Here is an 18687-nt window from a genome sequence, read left to right as displayed (position 1 = left end):
ATTATGATATTATGAAAACAATTTGTCAATGGCCGGCCTGCTATTTTTTTCAATGACGATCAGACAAGTGCTGTCTGGCAGCGGCACCAGTTGCCCGTCCTCATCCATAACTTCCACCTTGCGGGCCAATGCTTCCGTATATCCCTCCTGCAAGTAGTGGCGGCTGACAATAATTTTTGCGTTGTCCCCGAGCACTTCCTCAATGAATGCCACATACTCGCCCGGGGTAAAGTAGCCAAATTGCTCTTGCACCTCATGGATATAGGACTCGTCGCCCCAGGTATACGTATATAAAAATTCCATGGCGTCATTGACCGGCATCAATACCTCATTGTCTGCAAGCCGTTCGAATAAAATTTCCCTCCCCTGAAAGTCATCCGCATACCGCTCCAGCCGTTCTATGCCCAGCGGATCCAAAAAACGGACACGCCGCATCAATGTGACCGGTTCTGTCATTATGCCGTCGCGGATAATGATTCTGCCGCCTTCATGAAGCACCTCGAAAGCGCTCCTTAAAGCGGCTGCGATCGTATCTCGGTTGAACCGCTGTCCATTGAACGGAATATAGGAATACAGCTCATGGATGATGGAAGAGAAAATGACGGTGCCCACACTGCCGGGCTTGACGTATTCGCTCAAGCGCAGCGCATCCCCCTGCATGACCCCCCAACGACGTCCCTCCAACTGCTTGCGTTTGCCAAGGGTCTCAATAACATTAATTGAAATATCAATTCCCAGCGGCTCTGTATCCGGCATTTCCTGCTCCAGCAGGTCAAGCAGCACCCCGCCCCCCGGGCCGATATCCATAACCTGCTTGCCGGTCACATATTCCAGAATGACCCGTTTGTAATCGACCGTCTGATTCATCGTCTCCAGATAAGCTTCCTCATTGTGGAAACGGTCATAAGCGTCGCGGCGCAGCCCGAACAGATCAAACAGCATCAGTACCGCCCGGTCATATAATGGCGACTTCTCCGCTTCGATGCAAAACTCAATGAGCTTCTCGGCAGCCGGGGAAAACGCCAGATTGAAAAAGATCGTATCCTCAAGCCCCTGCTTCTTGTCCAGCCGATGGCTGAGATGCGCTGTAGCCGAAGCATCCGCTCTGCTCATAATATCTTCCCAGTCAAGCTGCTTCAGATAATGCTCAATCATCCGCTGCTTGTACACGTTTATCTTCTTGGCGCCCTTGTAATCATAGTACATCGTATTCATGAGCGGCTCGAAGCTGATATGATGAATGCCACCCGCATACGGCCCGTTCAGGGCAAGAGCCATTACCTTAAGGAAGTGGTCCAGCGAGAAACTGCCGAGCGCTGATTCCACATACCAGAACGTCTTATCTGCCATGCCGGATAACAATTGCTCCAGATCCGTCTCCTGCATAATGACAGCAAGCTGGCGGTCAAAGTCCTCCCCTCTCTGAATCGGGGCGGCGCGCAGCTGGCGAAGCCGGTCCGGCCAGGGAATCTGGGGCGCTTCCTGCTCATAAGCCAGCCCTTCAATGAGCCGCTTAACCTCATCCTTCACCTCATTCCACAGCTCTACGGATACCGCGGCAATGACGCAATAATTCAGCGCAGTCAGCAGATGGAACAGCTCCTCTGGAGCGAGCAGCCTATCCTGTACCAGAGCTGACAGCGGGAGGTTGTCCGAAGCCGGGACCTCTCCCCTCAGCTGCTGTCCGATCAGTCCGTGAGTGCGGATTAAAGTATGTATGACTCTTGTCCTTTCGGTGTCCGACTGCCCGGATTGCTGCATATACAGCTGTGCGGAGCCCATATTATGAACAAAAATATTGACCCCCTGCTCCTGCCAGCCGATCCGCTCCTTCACAGAGCCTCCCTTGGCCGTCTCCGACCAGATAAGCACCTCTTCCAAAATATCCTTCATCCAAAATGACAGCCTGAGCGGCTCCAGCAACTGCAGGCTGCGCTGCACATAATCCAGAACCGGATTGGCATTCGTCAGTTCCTCCAATGAGGCAATCCGTTCATAATTGACAATCCTCTCCTCGGCTGATGCCAGATAGTGCAGCCACAGATGCCGGTTCAACACCTCCTGATTGCCGCCCCTGTATGCTGCGATCGCCTGAAGTGATTTTAATGTCATGCTTGTTGCCCCCTGTTTCTCCTAAATCTGATCTTCTTATTTTACAACAATCATGCCGTGGCAACAAAGCCTCAGCACAAATCTGAACGGCTGCGCATTTCATCGCCGGCTAAGACGATGGATGGACCGCTTTAACGGTGTGGCAAGCAAGTATCTGCAAAACTGCTTGGCCTGGTTCTGTTATTTAGATAGCAAGGAATATGAGAACAGCACGTCGAATAAGAAAAATATGTTAGTTTCTTCCTGTCTGTTTTCTGTAAGAGAGACAAATGCTCATCTTCCTCAAGCATCGTTTGCTTGCTAAGGGAACGGGGCGCTTCCCTACTTATATTTTGGAGTTGATTTCAATGGATTTGGAGCAAAGAAGGGTTTGGAATGAAAACCATAAGAAGTTAACTGAAATCATATTAAATCCACACGAACATGTTCGAGCGATTGAGCTATTTCTCAATCACCATGCTTTGTTATACTCAGCGAAAATGAGTAACGGCTGCATCAATACTTTGGAGGATATCGTTTTGGAAAGTTTGGAGGAAAGTGCATTAAGGAGGTATCCAGTAAATGCTTCAGATACAAAGAACTCAATCGTATGGCATCTCTGGCATATTGCAAGAGTCGAGGACATGACAATGAATATTTTGGTTGCAGACAGTCAGCAGGTGCTTCATGCTGATAATTGGCTACAAAAAATGAACATCAGATTTCCCCATAGCGGAAACAGCATGAGTGATAACGATATCGCAGAACTAAGTTCAGTTATTCATATAGATTCACTATTGGAATATAGAATAGCTGTAGGAAAACAAACCCGACAAATAATTTCGTCACTGCAACCAGGCGAGTTCAGAAATAAAGTTCAAGATTGCAGAATCAAAAAGTTGTTTGATGAAAATGCTATTCTTCAAGAAGCAAGCGGTATCGCTGATTATTGGAGCAAAAAAACAATTGCTGGACTTGTGTTAATGCCATCAACAAGACATAATTTTTTACACTTAAATAAATGTGCCCGTATAATGGAAAAGTTGCAAAAGGAAATGAAAAAATCAAAACATTAACATAGCCTATTAAATTTATAAAAAAACCGTTCTATCGGAAAATTACTCCTTAGAACGGCCTTTCTGGTCTCGTATGTACGATGTTTCCCTTCGGTTCTGATTCTGATATATGTCTGCAAATTCACATGCTCGTCCATGTTGCGCGCGTATAGCCGAGCTTCATGCCTGAGCGCTCCATATTCCGGGCGCTGGCAGACACATAGGCCGCCTGGCCGACTGCCAGCGTACATCCGGACCGGCTAGCCTGATCCAGCCGTCTCCTGATAAGCGCCTGATGAATACCCCGCCCCCGATACTCCGGCAGTACAGCCGCAAACGTCAGACTGGCTGTGCCTTTATTCATATACATCACGGCTGCGCCCGCCGGGGTCTTCCCGTTTACATAGGCAATACAGAAGCTCCATTCCCCCTTTTTGATAGCATTTGCGCTACGTATTACGGCCCCCAGAGCTGAATGAAGCTTTGCTTTCAAACAATCAAGAAGGGCTAACAGAAACAAGCCCGCATCATCATCTCTGATGCGGACTCGTCTTACAAAAAAGCCCTAATTTGCAATTACTTCGACAGCCGGTCAAAAAAACCTTCTGCAACTCCATAATAACTTAAAACGCACTCGCCTTATGCGTATCCGGACACCAGCGTGCCGAACGGTACGCACGAACCAGAACATCGATGGCTTCTTCTGTCCGAAGATGGGCAAGCGCTTCGAACGCATATGCCCGGACATAACGGTCCTTGCTGTTCAATGCGGTATTCAAAGCGTGGACGACAACTTTGGCGTCTCCCAGCTTGCCCGTACGGAGCAAAGAAAGCGCTGCTGTGTATCCAATTTTATTCGTGATATAGCCTTGACTCTGCTCATGCGGATCATCCTCTGCGGAAATTGTGGCAGACTCTGCCTCAACAGCTGTAATTAATGCTTTTGCGAGTGCCGGGACCACCTGCTCCGGATGTTCACCGATCATTCCGAGCGCTTCTGCAGCGTTTCGGCGGACCCAGGCGCTCTCATCATTCAAGGCATCAATCAAGAAAGGAATGCTGCACCTGGCGGCAGACCCGATACTTCCAAGTGCAAACGCTGTCAATGCCCGGCGTCTTGCATCCCCGCGACGCAGCAAATCCACTAGCCCCGGAACAGCCTCAGCACCGCTTGCCTGTAATCCGTAGGCAGCACGCAAGGCGGCCAGATTCGTGCCTTCTTCCAGCAGTCCGAGCAATTCTTCGGCTCCCTTTGGCCCTAATCTTCCGAGTGCATAAGCAGCGTTCAAAGCGACCGTCTCCACCGGGTCGGAAAGCAATTGCCCCAGGACCGGCGCATATCCGGCCGCAGCTTCTCCACCTGTCCCCAGCCCGTCCGCCGCCTGTTCCCGTACAGAAGCATCTGGCGATGCAAGTTCATTCGCCCATTTTTGCAATAGCTTCTCTTCTGCCTGCTGTCCGTTTGCGCCCGCTGTCTTGTCTCCACGCAGCCAGTCCCACACATCCTGCCAAAGACTGCGGTGGACAATTGATGCCCCCTCAGGAATAATCAATTCTTGCTTCTTATGATTCCAGCTCGGAAGTTCGGGAGCACGCAGCCTGACAAATTGAAATTTGAGCATGTAGCGGTCATACTGGGATACATTCAGGGACGCTTTGTGCCACAGGTCAAAATGCACCAAAACCATGGTTCCGGCTTTTCCGGTCGGCAAAATCGTCTCCCCTCTGTCCCCCAGAAACTTTTCATAATACTGCGTTCCCGGCATAATGGCTGTCGGTCCCAGTTCCTCGGTGACATCCTGCGTATAGTAGAAGACCATCGCCCACCATGGGCGGTGGCTTCGCATGGATGACCAATATCCGTCCTTATGCCATTGACCTCCGCCAGGAGCCTGGTTTCCAGGCTGATTGTAGTGGCAGTGCCGGTGGGGATGCATGTAATAATCCGGCCCAAGCACACTCGTCAGCGCCCCGCGAACGGCTGGTGTGTCGAAAAACTGCTGAATGTCGGGTACCCGCGGCAAAATGTTGTTTCCCGGATTTCCTTCCTCATGAATGACATTGTAAATACGCTTCATAACATTCTCATGCAACTGCTGAGACAAGTCGTTCTGGAGGACCAGATATCCTTTTGTAATAAATTGCGTCATTTGTTCATCCGTCAACAAATATTTCGTATCCATTATGATGCACCTCTCTGATTTTTACTTATCCTTACAGTGATAAGTGTAACAAGAGGGGGTAAAATTGTATTTACATAAAAGTCATTCTTTTATACAATAGTCAGATTAATATTCGAATAAAAAGGACTGACACAGGATGGATTTCACCGCTTTGCATCCCTATGTGTACTATGCAACAGAGTATCGGTTCTCCAAAGGGCAGACCAGTTATCCTAGAATTTGCTATACCTCATCCCTATATCTGATCAGTGAAGGCAAGGGTATTATCAGCACTTGCGGCCGCAAACATGAGGCTGCCTCCGGGTCCCTTGTATATATCCCGGCCGGACAGCCGCATGAATGGATTGCGGATACGCAAGACCCGATGGTCCACATTTGCTGTTATTTTGACTGGGCTTTTATGGACCGGAGTTCTGTCTTTGAGAATGCCAGCGCAATCTGCTACGATTTCCCCCAGCTTCGCACAACCCTTGTCGGGCCTGCGTTCCCTTACCCGCTCCCCGAGTATTCAAGGGCAGAGAACTTGCGCGTATGGATCGACTGGTTCAGGCGTTTCTATACGGCCAATGATTATACCAGTGAGCGCTCCTTCATGCGCAACCTGAAGGTACAGTACCAATTCCAGCAGTTCATTGATTTTTTCCTGACCCAGGTGCTGCCGGATGATAACTTCCCTGATCCCCGAATGTACAAGCTGCTGGACCGGATGGAGCAGGATATGGTGCAGGGCAATCTGAAGCCTTTGGAGGCTTATTATATGGAGCTGAAAATCAGCCGGGGCTACTTTTTCGAGCTGTTCAAGCAAGCCACTGGACTGTCCCCCGTACAGTACATGAATAACTTTCGGATCAGCAGAGCCAAGGATGACTTGGGCTCTGCTGATCTTAGCATTACGGAAATTGCAGAGAAGCATGGCTTCTCGTCCATTCATTACTTCTCCAAGCTTTTCCGACAGCTTACAGGCTTGACGCCACGGGAGTTCAGGGAGAAGCAGCATACGGAATAATGGTTGCGGGAGCAGCCAAACAACAGAAATGGTATGCCTCTGTTCTTACTCCCCCATCTGTCTGCGATGCATCCCGCCATCCCATGCCTGCTTGAGTCTCGCAGTCCCTTCCTTCAACTGCTGCTCGTTCAAACCGGCGAAACCGAGCAGCAGCCGCGGATACCCGTCCTCCTGAACCATCCGGTAAGGCGAAAGCGGATAGACCTTTACCCCATGCTCCATAGCAGATTTCACAAGTTCAGCCTCGCTGAATGTGGTACGGACTTCTACCGTCAGGTGCAGACCGCAACGGTCGGATATGATGCGTATTTCATCTCCAAACTGATGTCCAATAGACTGAACGAGCACATCATGCTTGCGGCGGTAAATCTTTCTTAAGCGCCGCAGATGCCGCTCCCAATGTCCGCTGCCCATGAAAGATGCCAGTGTCAACTGATGGAGCTTGGAAGCCGTCTGTTCCAGCAGCGCAAACCTGTCCGTGTAGCGGGCAAGCAGTTTCGGCGGCAGTACCATGTAACTCAGTCGCAACGAGGGGAGCAGCGTCTTGGAGAAGGTTCCCAGATAGACGACTCTCCCGTTCATATCGAGCCCTTGAAGCGCCGGAATCGGCTTTGTCCCATACTTGAATTCCCCATTATAATCATCTTCAATAATGAAGGCATCCTGGCGTTCCGCCCATTGCAGCAGCCGCCTCCGTTTGGCGAGCGGCATGACTATCCCGCACGGGAACTGATAAGGCGGCGTGACATACACAAGCTCCGCCCCGCTCTGCTCCAGCACCTCCATGCTGATCCCGTCCGGCTCCAGAGGAATCGGGGACAGCTTGAAGTTAAAGCTGTCAAAAATGATTCGGGCCCCGTCATAACCGGGGTCCTCCATCGCGATGGTCTGCCCGTTGATCCCGATCAACTGCACAATACGCATCAGAAGCTGCTGGATGCCTGCTCCAATTACTATCTGATCAGGCGTACAGACTACACCTCTCGCCGGGTATAAATAAGCTGCAATCTCCTCACGCAGCCGCAACTCACCCTGCTGCATCCCATATGTTGTAGCTTCCTTAAGCTGCGTCTTAAACAGTTCATTGGAGAATTTGCGCCACAATACCAGCGGGAAGCTGTCTGGGTCAACGGAGCCGTGACGAAAATCAAGCAGGGGCTGCGACTGCCCCGCAGTTGCAGCCACAGAGCCCAAACGATTGCTCCTTGCTCTCTGCCCGGCGGCAGGGAGCTTCGGCAGCAGCGGAAGCTCCTCCTGGTCCCAATCCGCAACGAATAGTCCCTTTTTAGCCCTGCTCTCCACATAGCCCTCAGCGATCAGCTGCTGATAGGCTGCCTCCACCGTATTTTTGCTGACACCCAGATTGTCTGCTAGTCCCCGCACAGACGGCAATCGGGATAAGGCAGGCGCTCCTCCCTTCAAAATTTCTGATTTAATATAAGCGTAGATTTGCATATATTTCGGCTCTGTATGATTGTCATACAAAGGAATAGTCCATTCCAGCATTTGTCCCCCTTCTGTCCCTGTCCAAATCTATTAATCTGTCACTTCCCAACAGGACAGAAACTTTATAAACTATATCAGACCGCAAGCAGATTTGAAAGCAGGCAAATCTGCAGGAACTTTACTTCATAGACAAGGAGAACAAGAGAATTGAACAACTTTTTTACAAGCGCATTGCTGGGGCTGTCCATCTCGATTCCGGTAGGGACAGTTACCATTCAAATGATGAAACAGGGACTGCGCAATGGATTTCTTTACGGATGGATGGTTGGACTTGGGGGGATGACCTTTGATCTCCTGATGATTATGCTGATCTACTTTGGATTTTCCACCTATCTGAATCTGCCCGCCGTCCAGCAGGTAATGTGGCTGATCGGCTGTCTGTTCCTGCTTTATTTAAGCATTGACTCTTTCAAAGAGAGCAGGAGAAAAAAAGAGATGGACGGCGAGCCGAACTCCCGCTCCATAAAAAAATCCTATCTGTCCGGTCTGCTGGCTGCTATTTCCCCTTCCAATATTGTGTTCTGGATTGGCGTATTCGGGACCGTGCTTGCCGCTTCCTTCGAGCAATCCACGACTCCGTTCGGTTTCTTGACGGCAGCCGCAGGCATACTGGCGGGCATTTTGCTGCATGATGTATCATTAATGGGATTTGTTCATTATACAAGACGTTTTGTCAGTGAGACCTTCCTGAGATGGTTCTCCATTACAGCCGGCTGCCTGCTGCTTGGCTTCAGCTTCTACTTCGGCTATCAATTTTTCCAGGCAGTGTTCAGCTAACTTCACAAGTGTAAACGGCTGTGCCGTCTTTAACAGGCACAACGTCGTTTCATATAAAACCAGAAGCCGTTTATAAAGTGAAACTTATACTAAAATAAAGATGAGACAGGAGAGTTTTAGATCTCTCCTGCCTCATCTTTTTTTCAAGTGGTCAAACAATTTCACCTGCACAAATCACATCATAACCTTATACATATTTACTACCGCTGCCGGATAAGGTAGAATCATTCATAGCTTAACGGAAAGTCATCCGTACTGATTTCACGGGATACTTGTTATCTTCCATCATGAGAGAGGGGAATTGCCCGATGGTTCGATTTGGAGTGATCGGAACGAATTGGATCACAGAATCATTTATTCAAGCTGCAAGGCTGGTTGATTCCTTCCAGCTCACTGCCGTCTATTCACGTACAGAGGAGCGTGGAGCTGAATTTGCCGCCCGTCACGGAGCTGATCATGTGTTCACGGATTTGGAGACTATGGCCGCAAGTGATCTGCTGGATGCGGTCTATATTGCCAGCCCGAATTGTTACCATGCCCAGCAGGCCATCATATTGCTCCGGCACGGCAAACATGTGCTGTGCGAGAAGCCGATAGCCTCAAATGAACGGGAAGTTCAGGCCATGATTGATGCGGCTGCCGAAAGCGGCGCTGTCCTCATGGAAGCGATGAAGTCCACCCTGCTTCCCAATTTCAAGGCCATTCAGGACAATCTTCACAAGATCGGTCCGATCCGCCGGTATACGGCGAGTTACTGCCAGTATTCATCGCGCTACGATGCGTATAAGAACGGCACCGTTTTGAATGCCTTCAATCCGGTATATTCCAACGGATCGATGATGGATCTGGGCATCTACTGCCTGTATCCGATGATTGTCCTGTTCGGCGAGCCCCAATCTGTCCAGGCATCCGCCTATATGCTGGAGTCCGGCGTCGACGGCGAAGGCAGTGTCATAGCGACATATCCGAACATGCAAGCTGTCATTATGCACTCCAAAATTTCTGCTTCCAGCCTGCCTTCTGAAATCCAGGGCGAGCTTGGCAGCATTGTGCTGGACAAAATCAGCGAGCTTGGCAACGTTGAAATTCAATACCGCGACGGTACTGTCGAGAACCTTTCGGTACCTCAGCAGGAGCAGGCGATGATGTATGAGGTGCAGGAATTCATCGGACTTGTGGAAAATGGTGAAAAGCAGTCGCCCAATAACAGCCACCGCAACTCACTGCTCACCATCAAATGGATCGATGAAATCCGCCGCCAGATCGGGCTGATCTATCCTGCTGATGCCCGTTAATGCATGAAATGAGAGCCGAATGCGGCCCGGGAATCTGTGATTTGCTGAGCTACATAATACCAGCATCAAAATGGACCAATTTCTGAGTCCAGTAATCAATCTGATAAGTACGCTTGATCGGTTTCCTGTTTCTTTTGCTGTCGGAGGAGCCGAATAAAGCGGGGGCGGCTGCAGGGTAATCCTGCAGTTTGCCGCTTTCTACAGCAACCTTCAGCTTTTGCTTGGCATGGTACAGCACCATCTTCACCGTCGATACTGTACAGGAATGGGCCTCTGCAATTTCTCTATACGTATACCGGTATACCTCATACAAAATGAGCATGCGAATTTCCCTGTCGGACAAGTATTCCGTAATCCACTCCAATGTGATACGGATCGATACATAATCGACCGACTGGACGACAAACGTCATATTTTCAATCGGCACAGTTGCCGTAAGGCCTTTATTTTTGCGATGCTGGTCAATCCATATATTTCGGGCTACCGTAATGATCCAGCTCTTGGAAGGAGCTACTTTGCCCGTCTTTTTAAAATGCCCCAGCAGCCGGAGCATGGTCTCCTGATATAAATCCTCCGCATCCCACCCGGATGCTGTCAAATAGGAACAGTAGCCCTGCAGGTCAGTTAAATAGGGCGCTACTGCCTGTTCAAATCGTTCCATATCCGCTTTCAAGCCGTCCCCTCCTTTTTGTGCTGCCCTGGCCGATTCAGCCAGTCCTGAGTCGGGTCCCAATTTAATTACAGGGCAGGATACAGCTAGCGTTGCACCCTGCCCTGCTCATTTAACTTATAATTTCAACCTGATCAGCATCCTTCAATTGATGCTGTCCGCTTGTAACCAACTGCTCCTTCTCGGAGAGTCCTGAAATAATTTCCTGATAGACTCCGTTCAGGCGTCCGAGCTGTACTTTGCGCTTCTCCGCTTTTGTGCCTTTCACGACATAGACGAAGGTTTCATCGCCTTCACGAACGATACTGAGCGACGGAACGGCAACAACGTTTTCCTCATCTTCTGTCGTCAGCTGGACATGCACACGTCCTCCCGGCTTGATGATGCCGCCCGGATTATCGGCTTCCAGCTCCATCGCATACATTCTGGTCTTCGGATTCGCAAACGTGTCGAGAGAATTAATGTTCGCCTTCAGCTTGGTGTCCCTGTGGTCCGGGGTGTAGAATACCAGCTCTTGCTTGCCCCGGACGAGTGAAGCCGCCTGCTCGGTCAGCTTCACCTGAATCACGACACGGTCTGTGCGCTGTACAACCCCGACGACTTCACCGGTCTGAAGATACATTCCCTCACGGAGAGACATATTCGTCAATACGCCGTCGGACGGAGCCTTGATGACATAGTCGCTGAGCGCGATCTGCGTGTCCTTGAGTGTGGCTTCAGCATTAGCCACTTGTGCTTCCAAAGTCGTATTGCTATTGGCGGTATCCATCACAGATAGTTTCTGCTTGAGCAATTTCACGGCATCCGCCGCTTTTTCAGCCGCCTCATCATCCTGGGTCATACGAATTTCCTTATAGGCACGTTCTGCATCCTTGATTTGATTCAGCAACGCATTTCTTTCTACCTGAATTGATTTTTTGCTTGCTGCAAGAGCTTCTTGAGAAAGCTTCAACTGTGTTTTGGCACTATCAAGCTTCGTGTCAACACGCTCAGAGCTGAGTCTTGCAATCACATCATCTTTTTTTACCTGATCGCCGTTTTGCTTGACCCGCTCGACAACTTCCCCGCCTGCTTTCGTAATCATGTCGAACTTCACGGCAGCCGCTACTTCTCCGATCTGCTCGCGCGGATCGCCCATGCTGTGCCGGGCTACCTGTTCAATTTTCACCTGTTTGGTTGCATTTTGCTCGGCAGCCGCATTTTGCGTTTCGGCAGCCGGCACGTTTGTGCAGCCGGCTGCAAGAATCGCAGCCGCCACCAGTAACGTAACAATTTTCAATTTATAATGAAAAGGCCTTGCTTTTCGGTTCATGATCGATTGTTCCCCCTTCTTATACTTCCACCTTGGCTTTTTTGGCTGATTTGCGGTCCCTGTTGCTCCAGTCCGAGAGCTTCGTCTTCCACAGCTCCAGCGTCTCATAGATAACCGGTACAACGACGAGGGTCAGCAAGGTCGAAGATATCAAGCCGCCAATAACGACGATCGCAAGTCCCTTGGATACAAGCGATGCACCGCCGCTATCCGAGTGGAATAAGCCGATAGCCAGTGGAAGCATGGCGGCTACTGTCGCTCCGGCCGTCATAATAATTGGACGAAGCCTTACCATACCGGCCTCTACAATAGCGTTTCGGACCGTCATGCCTTCATGCAGAAGCTGCTGGGCCCGGTCAAGCAATACAATGGCGTTCGTAATTACGATACCGATCAGCATCATAAATCCGATCAGCGTCGTGACGTTGAGTGTCTCGCTCGTTATCAGTAGTCCAATGAGTCCCCCGATCACCGCAAGCGGCAGAGAGAACAAAATCGCGAATGGCGTGCTGGCATTCCCGAACGCCAATACCATGATCAGATAAACAATACCTATGGCAATTCCCATCGCCACAAACATTTCGGTAAAGCTCTTCATAATATCATCGGTTACACCGCTCACCTGCGTATTCACGCCTTCCGGCAACTGCAGCTTGGCGAGCTCTGTGCTGACCTGAATACTGACTGCCGCTTTGTTTTCCGATTTGATACTCGCCGTAATTTTGACATGCTGCTTCAAGTCTTCACGATTCAAGGCTACCCGCGCCTGTACTTCTTTAATGTCCGCCACTTCATTGAGATAGACGGTCTGTCCTGTCGGAGATTGAATCGGAATTCTTCCGAGCTGTTCCAATGAGTTTTTATGATGCTCGGCCAATTGCAGAGTTGTTTTGTACACTACATTGTCAAAACGCAAGTCCCCGAGATTTTCCTTCCAAATCCAAGAGCGGACAGCGGTTTGAATTTGCGCAGTGCTCAGCCCGAATTGCTGGGCCTTTGTCTGGCTAACTGCAATATTGACCTCTTTTTTGGCATCGCCCATCGTAGATTTCACACCATTCAGTTCAGGGAAATCCTTGAGCTTATCCATGACCAATTGGGCCCCCAGCTCAAGCTGCTCCTGGTTATCCCCTTGAAGCGCATAAGAGAAGTCCGTCGTACCGAAGCCACCGCCTCCGCCCAGTGAGTCCTCCTTGAGTTCCGAGCCTTTTGGAAGCATGGTATTGATTTTTTTCACATATTCCTGACGTACTTCTTCACCGCTTGAATTCTCATTCACCTCGGCCACAATTTGGGCCATATACGGAACCTTGTTGCTAGTACCGTCATAACCTACCAGTGATTGATAGAATACAAACTGCGCATCTCCATTTGGATCTTTGGCTTCCTGAAGCAGTTTTTCTATCTGCTGAACCTGCAAATCCGTGCTTTCCAGCGAGGTTTCGTAAGGAAGCTTAATATTGAAACTGATCTGCTTGGAGCCTTCTCCTTCCGGCATGAAAGTGAGCGGAAGAAACGGTACGGTTCCAATAATACTTACAAGGAAGAAGATAATAGAAAACACAATCGTTTTTACACGGTGAGTCAAACTCCACAGTAATACTTTTTTATAGAAGCGATTAAGTTTGCTATCCGTATGCTCAGAATGCTCGCCCTTGCCTACTTTCTTCAATACAAGCAGCTTGCTCAGCATTGGAATAACGGTCAAAGCGACCAGCAATGATGCCAGCAGCGCACAAGATACGGTAATCGCAAACGGTCGGAAAATTTGTCCGATAACACCCGATACAAGGCCGATTGGCAGGAATACAGCTGCGGTTACGAGTGTGGAGGATGTAATGGCCATTGCAACCTGTTTGGTTGCCATCAGGACGACGGATTCATTCCGCTCCTGAGCCTTCTCCAGATTGCTGTACACATTCTCAATAACTACGATGCTGTCGTCTACAATCCGTCCGACGGCAATGAACATGCCCCCTAGCGTCATAATGTTCAGGGTAATATTAAAGGCATGCATTAAAATCAGCGTCAGCAGAATCGATAACGGGATGGAGACGAGCACAATCAATGTCATCCGCACATTGCGCAGGAAGAACAAAATCATCGCCGCTGCCAGTATCATACCGATGATCCCTTCGCGCAGCAGGCCGCTGAGTGAACTTTTAACTTCATCTGCAGAATCATAAATCTTCTTGAATGAGATTCCCGGGTACTGCTTCTCCCACTGCTCAATCATCTTTTTTGCCTGGGCGGAGAAATCCACGACGTTGGCGTCACCTGTTTTGTAAAGGTTAATGCCGATCGCAACATTGCCGTCCATGCGAGAGATATATTCCGAGTCGGTAATCGCCTTGATATCGGCTACTTCACCAAGCAGCACGATCTGACCGCTGCTGTTCATAATCTCCATATTTTTAAAGTTATACAAACTTTTCATGTCGCCGGTAATACGCGCCATCTGGGTCTGCCCATTGAATTCAACTGTACCGATTGCACCGTCTGCCAGATTTGCTCTAATGGCTTGCGATACCTCTGAAGGAGTCAGTCCGTAGGAATTCAACACATCAACATCCAACTGGATATCGAGTTTGGTCTCCCGCTGGCCGACAGAATCGATATGGTCAATTCCGTTGATTGACTCAAAGCCCGGCTTGATAATATCCTTATAAAGCTTGTCAAGCTCTAACTGGCTCATATCTTTGGCATTCAATGCCAGGTAATACGAAGGGAATGAGGAAAAGCCGAATGTTGCAGCCTTTGGCTTGCTCGCACCTTCAGGCAAGGAGAGATCAGAGAGCAAGCTTTCAATCTCACGCTTTTTCTCCTCTTCATCCTCGCTTTCTATCAGCTTCACCATGACATTGGAGACATTATCACTGGAGACCGATGTGATAAGCTCAACGCCCTGCACATTGTTGATTCTTTCTTCAATCGGCTTGGTGATGTCATTCATGATATCCTGGGGTGAAGCTGCATATGTAGTTGTAATTGAAACATAAGGGGCTTTAATGTTCGGCATCATCTCCATTTTCAATGAAGATCCCGAAAAAAGTCCTACCCCAAAAAGAAGTGCAATCATGATCATCATGGCTGCTATTCTTCTCATGGAAAAACTGATTAATCCATTCAACCGGTTTACCCTCCTCTTATCTATTTACGCTCATTATAGCGCTGCAATATGAACGGAGTATGAACCAGGGTTAATTGGATCTTCCAAAATAATTGAACAAATTGTGACAAAAATTCTCAATTATCTTTGATTTCAGTGGAATAATCAGGAATGATAACAGTAAATGTGGTTCCTTCACCGGGCTTGCTTTTGACAAAAATAAAACCTTTATGCAAAAGAATGATTTTACGGACAATCGCAAGACCCAGCCCGCTGCCGGATTTGGTCTTGCTTCTGGAACGGTCTGATTTAAAAAACCTGTCAAATATCCGGTTTAAATCTTGTTCAGCAATACCGATGCCCGTATCGGCGATCCTGATTTCGACCTGGTCAACTCTTTTTTTGCATGTAATCATAATTTTCCCGCCATGGGGTGTAAATTTGATGCTGTTGCCTATCAGATTCGTCCACACCTGAATGAGCTGGTCTTTATTGGCCTGTATGCGGACCGGAGGCAGCTGAATGTCAATATCGATCTCCTTCTCCGACCATTGCGGCTCCAGCGATAAAATAATTTCCCTGATTTGCTCATCCAACTCATAGGACTCCGTGCTGACCGGGGCGCTGTTATTATCCAGCGAGGCCAGACGCAGCAGATTATCACAAAGCCTGGAAAGCCGTTCGCTTTCCGATTGAATAATCGCCAGATAACGGTTCTTGTCCGCCTCCGACACCTGCTGATGCTGAAGCGCCTTGGAAAACCCGGAAATGGAGGTGAGCGGGGATTGGATCTCATGAGATACATTGGATACAAATGCCTGGCGCATATTTTCCAGCTGCTTGATTTCATGCGTCATATAGTGAAAGCTCTGGGCAAGCTCGCCCAGCTCATCCTTGCGGTTTTCCAGCTTCAAGGAAATATTGAAATCCCCCTTGGCAATTGATTCGGCCGCACGCTTCATTGCCCGCAGCGGCTTGACCAGATATCTGGCTGCAACGCCCATAAGCAGTGTCCCGAATACGAGTGCCAGCACCTGCATGCTGACCAACACAAATTCATAATACTGCCCCTGAATTCCGGGTTGGAATTCCAGGATCAGTGCATATGGCAAATTTTCAACCTCGAACGGGAGTCCGACCAGAAATCCCTTGCTGCTTCGGTAGCTTTGGCCGGACAATACGGTATCCAGAAATTCCGTGGTGTCCGGCTCGATCTGCTGCTTCTCCTGCCCGCCGGCCGCATAGATATGTGCTCCTTTATTATTATAGATATGAATGCGGAAGGTATTAAAATAGGTCATGCCGAGCAGCACGGAATTGACTTCCTCCACTCCCTTCTCCTTGTACATGCGGATAATATCATGACCATTGCGGATAAGATTTTCATTCTCGGAATTAATAATATATTTCTGGTAGGACAGGGCAATCACGAACGAGGCCGCAATGAGTGCCAACGCGGTTACGGCCAGATAAGTCAAGACGACCTTGACGTAAATCGTCTTGATCATGGCTTCATCTCCAGTTTATAGCCTAGCCCGCGCTTAGTCACAATGATGAAAGGCGCTTCCTCATCGGGAAACCGCTCCCTGATCCGCTTGATATGTACATCAACCGTCCGGTCATTGCCGTCAAAATCAGCACCCCAGATCTGGTCAATAAGCTGATTGCGGGTGAAAATTTTCCCCGGTGCGCTCCCTAGCTTGAACAGCAGGTCAAACTCCTTAAGAGGAAGTGTAATCATCCTTCCGTTCCACTCCACCTCATAACGCTGCTTGTCCAGCACCACCTGACCGAGCTGCACCTTCATCGAGGCCTGGATCCGGTACCGCTTGAGCAATGCTTTGACCCGCATGACCAGTTCCAGCGGATCGAAGGGCTTGACCATGTAATCGTCTGTCCCGAGACGAAAGCCGCGCAGCTTGTCCTGTGTCTCCCCTTTGGCGGACAGCATCAGCATTGGCATTTCTGGGTAGTCCTGACGAAGCCGCTCACACAGCTCCCAGCCGTCCATATGAGGCATCATAATGTCGAGAATAACCAGATCCGCCTGCACGTTCGAAATGATCTCCATGGCTTCCACACCATCGCTTGCTTCCGTTACCGAATAGCCTTCTCCCGCCAGATAAATACGGATTAGCTCGCGTATATCCTCGTCATCGTCCACGACCAAAATTTTTGCCACGTTGGTTCCTCCTATAGTGTGTTGGTATAGATTTAATTTCTAAAACACAACCAACAAATTGGCTTATGATTCCAAGTTTTTTCTAGTTGTGTTGTTTATCAATTCCTGCACTTGCACTACTCATTCTCATAGCAAGTCCAAGGACTTGAGCATCCCGGTCCGTCTGCTTCGCGCCGCTGCTGGTCGGCGGATATGCAAGCTCATAGTAGAGACCATTCTCATACCAGCTTACTTCATTAGCAGTTGTCGTAATTAAATGCACTTGATCATTCTCTTCATCCGTCCCGTAATAATGATAGGTATAAGAGCTGGCGGTTGTTATTCTATGATGCACAATCGGTGATGCTGCTTCTCCCGGATATGCCTCTACCAGATTGCCAAAGTCGTCTTTGGAGACGCCAAGTGGCGGCAGCTTGCTCTCCATCGGGTTTTGTGGCGCCTCGCTGATACGAATGACAAAAAAATCACCCGTGGCGTTTTTTTCCGGCAAATAGGTAAGCTGCAACTGGTTGTATAATTTATCATCCCCAGGCTTGCTGTAAGAGGTTGAATAAGCCAGTCTTTTGGGAAACTCAAAAGGCAGCCATTCGTTGGCAGGCAGCACCGGCACATATTGCAGCAACTCCTCATCAAACAAATCTTCCGCAATCAGCTCCCCTTCACTAAAGTCAAACGAACGGAGGAAATTAGGCTTGATACCTGCCCCTCCCAATTTGTAATGTCCGCCTTCTGCCAGTGTATCCGGCCCTTCCACGACCTCAACAAGCGTGCTTGAACTGCAGCCCCATAAAAGTAAAGCCAGCCCCATAAGCACAAGAATGATCTTATGTTTCTTCATCTATAACGTCCTCCCCAAAATTATTGCCCGCTGAACATCTCGCGAAGCCGCTCAGGTACAGCAACACTCTTGCGGGACTCTGTATCTACTGTTACGCAAGTAACCAGCGCATCGATACAAATTTCGTCCGCTGCATTCGCAATTTCCTGACGAAGAACGAAGCTCTTGTTCCCGACCTTCTCGGTAAAAGTCCTAATCGTCAGTTCCTCACCCTGTACGCACTCCTTGCGGTAATTAATATTGATGTTGACGGTGACGGTCAATACGCCAAGGTCGCGCAGCACCTGATAGTAAAGGCCCGCCTTCTCGTACCATTCCTCCCGACCCCATTCGAGGTACTCCAGATATTTGGCATTGTTCACATGCCCGTTCACATCAATTTCCGTGGAACGGACTACAATGGTAAGTGACGCAGTTGTCATGTTTCTCTTCCTTTCCGGTCTCATGCCCATGCTGGGAATCTTTTGTATTTTAACTTACCGCAATGGCGCCTGACAACAGAACTCCCCTTTAATATTTCCTAAATTTGCAATGAACTCTGTTTTGCGAATGGATCTTCATGGATAAACGATTCAATGAACTCGGCAATCCGTTTTATAAAAAACGGCATCTGATCGTTAGACAGATGCCGTGATGGTATAAATGAAGTTTCGTATAGGAGGA

15 protein-coding genes are annotated in these 18687 nt (G+C 49.1%); 4 read left to right on the top strand and 11 right to left on the bottom strand.

Translation table 11 applies throughout. From position 1 onward, the window contains the following. Positions 1–9: 9 nt before the first annotated feature. Entirely contained in the window at positions 10–2112 is a 2103-nt protein-coding gene (locus tag H583_RS0105390) for a class I SAM-dependent methyltransferase (protein WP_028559586.1), read from the bottom strand. A 347-nt stretch (positions 2113–2459) separates the two neighbouring features. Between H583_RS0105390 and H583_RS0105385 the strand changes: the two genes are divergently transcribed. Beyond that, the gene (locus H583_RS0105385) at positions 2460–3167 is read left to right on the top strand and encodes a DinB family protein (protein WP_028559585.1); all 708 of its coding nucleotides are present in this window, start codon (positions 2460–2462) and stop codon (positions 3165–3167) included. Between the two features lie 121 nt (positions 3168–3288). Here the strand turns inward: H583_RS0105385 and H583_RS0105380 are convergent, their stop codons facing one another. Next, positions 3289–3639 carry a GNAT family N-acetyltransferase gene (locus H583_RS0105380; RefSeq protein WP_245585849.1) on the bottom strand — a complete coding sequence of 117 codons (351 nt, stop codon included), beginning with the start codon at positions 3637–3639 and terminating at the stop codon, positions 3289–3291. 130 nt (positions 3640–3769) lie between these two features. Beyond that, positions 3770–5329 (bottom strand): HEAT repeat domain-containing protein, encoded by a 1560-nt coding sequence (locus tag H583_RS0105375; RefSeq protein ID WP_245585845.1) that lies wholly within the window; start codon positions 5327–5329, stop codon positions 3770–3772. Between the two features lie 136 nt (positions 5330–5465). Here H583_RS0105375 and H583_RS0105370 point away from each other — a divergent pair, with 136 nt between their 5' ends. Next, positions 5466–6335 carry an AraC family transcriptional regulator gene (locus tag H583_RS0105370; RefSeq protein ID WP_028559582.1) on the top strand — a complete coding sequence of 290 codons (870 nt, stop codon included), beginning with the start codon at positions 5466–5468 and terminating at the stop codon, positions 6333–6335. Positions 6336–6380: 45 nt separating this feature from the next. Here the strand turns inward: H583_RS0105370 and pdxR are convergent, their stop codons facing one another. Further along, positions 6381–7841 carry a MocR-like pyridoxine biosynthesis transcription factor PdxR gene (pdxR, locus tag H583_RS0105365; RefSeq protein WP_028559581.1) on the bottom strand — a complete coding sequence of 487 codons (1461 nt, stop codon included), beginning with the start codon at positions 7839–7841 and terminating at the stop codon, positions 6381–6383. 147 nt (positions 7842–7988) lie between these two features. Between pdxR and H583_RS0105360 the strand changes: the two genes are divergently transcribed. Then, positions 7989–8618: a LysE family translocator gene (locus H583_RS0105360; RefSeq protein WP_028559580.1), complete on the top strand. Its 630-nt coding sequence runs from the start codon at positions 7989–7991 to the stop codon at positions 8616–8618. Between the two features lie 308 nt (positions 8619–8926). Continuing rightward, positions 8927–9913 carry a Gfo/Idh/MocA family protein gene (locus tag H583_RS0105355; RefSeq protein WP_028559579.1) on the top strand — a complete coding sequence of 329 codons (987 nt, stop codon included), beginning with the start codon at positions 8927–8929 and terminating at the stop codon, positions 9911–9913. Positions 9914–9962: 49 nt separating this feature from the next. Here the strand turns inward: H583_RS0105355 and H583_RS0105350 are convergent, their stop codons facing one another. From H583_RS0105350 to H583_RS0105320, 7 genes are all read right to left on the bottom strand, one after another. Beyond that, the gene (locus H583_RS0105350) at positions 9963–10586 is read right to left on the bottom strand and encodes an RNA polymerase sigma factor (protein ID WP_028559578.1); all 624 of its coding nucleotides are present in this window, start codon (positions 10584–10586) and stop codon (positions 9963–9965) included. Between the two features lie 109 nt (positions 10587–10695). Further along, positions 10696–11895, bottom strand: a complete 1200-nt coding sequence (locus tag H583_RS31950; protein WP_051236012.1) for an efflux RND transporter periplasmic adaptor subunit — start codon at positions 11893–11895, stop codon at positions 10696–10698. A gap of 19 nt (positions 11896–11914) precedes the next feature. After that, positions 11915–15025: an efflux RND transporter permease subunit gene (locus tag H583_RS0105340; RefSeq protein WP_028559577.1), complete on the bottom strand. Its 3111-nt coding sequence runs from the start codon at positions 15023–15025 to the stop codon at positions 11915–11917. A gap of 116 nt (positions 15026–15141) precedes the next feature. Further along, a complete protein-coding gene (locus tag H583_RS0105335; RefSeq protein WP_028559576.1) occupies positions 15142–16512 on the bottom strand; it encodes a sensor histidine kinase in 1371 nt (456 codons plus the stop codon). Beyond that, positions 16509–17186, bottom strand: coding sequence for a response regulator transcription factor (locus H583_RS0105330; RefSeq protein WP_028559575.1), 678 nt, complete (start codon positions 17184–17186; stop codon positions 16509–16511). The genes H583_RS0105335 and H583_RS0105330 overlap by 4 nt, the downstream gene beginning before the upstream one ends. Before the next feature lie 82 nt (positions 17187–17268). Then, the gene (locus H583_RS0105325; protein WP_028559574.1) at positions 17269–18024 is read right to left on the bottom strand and encodes a hypothetical protein; all 756 of its coding nucleotides are present in this window, start codon (positions 18022–18024) and stop codon (positions 17269–17271) included. A 20-nt stretch (positions 18025–18044) separates the two neighbouring features. Continuing rightward, positions 18045–18446, bottom strand: coding sequence for a YbgC/FadM family acyl-CoA thioesterase (locus tag H583_RS0105320; protein WP_028559573.1), 402 nt, complete (start codon positions 18444–18446; stop codon positions 18045–18047). Positions 18447–18687 lie beyond the last annotated feature (241 nt).

Source organism: Paenibacillus pinihumi DSM 23905 = JCM 16419 (assembly GCF_000422505.1).
GTDB classification, from domain to species: Bacteria; Bacillota; Bacilli; order Paenibacillales; family Paenibacillaceae; genus Paenibacillus_D; species Paenibacillus_D pinihumi.
This window is presented reverse-complemented; position numbering and strand designations above follow the sequence as displayed.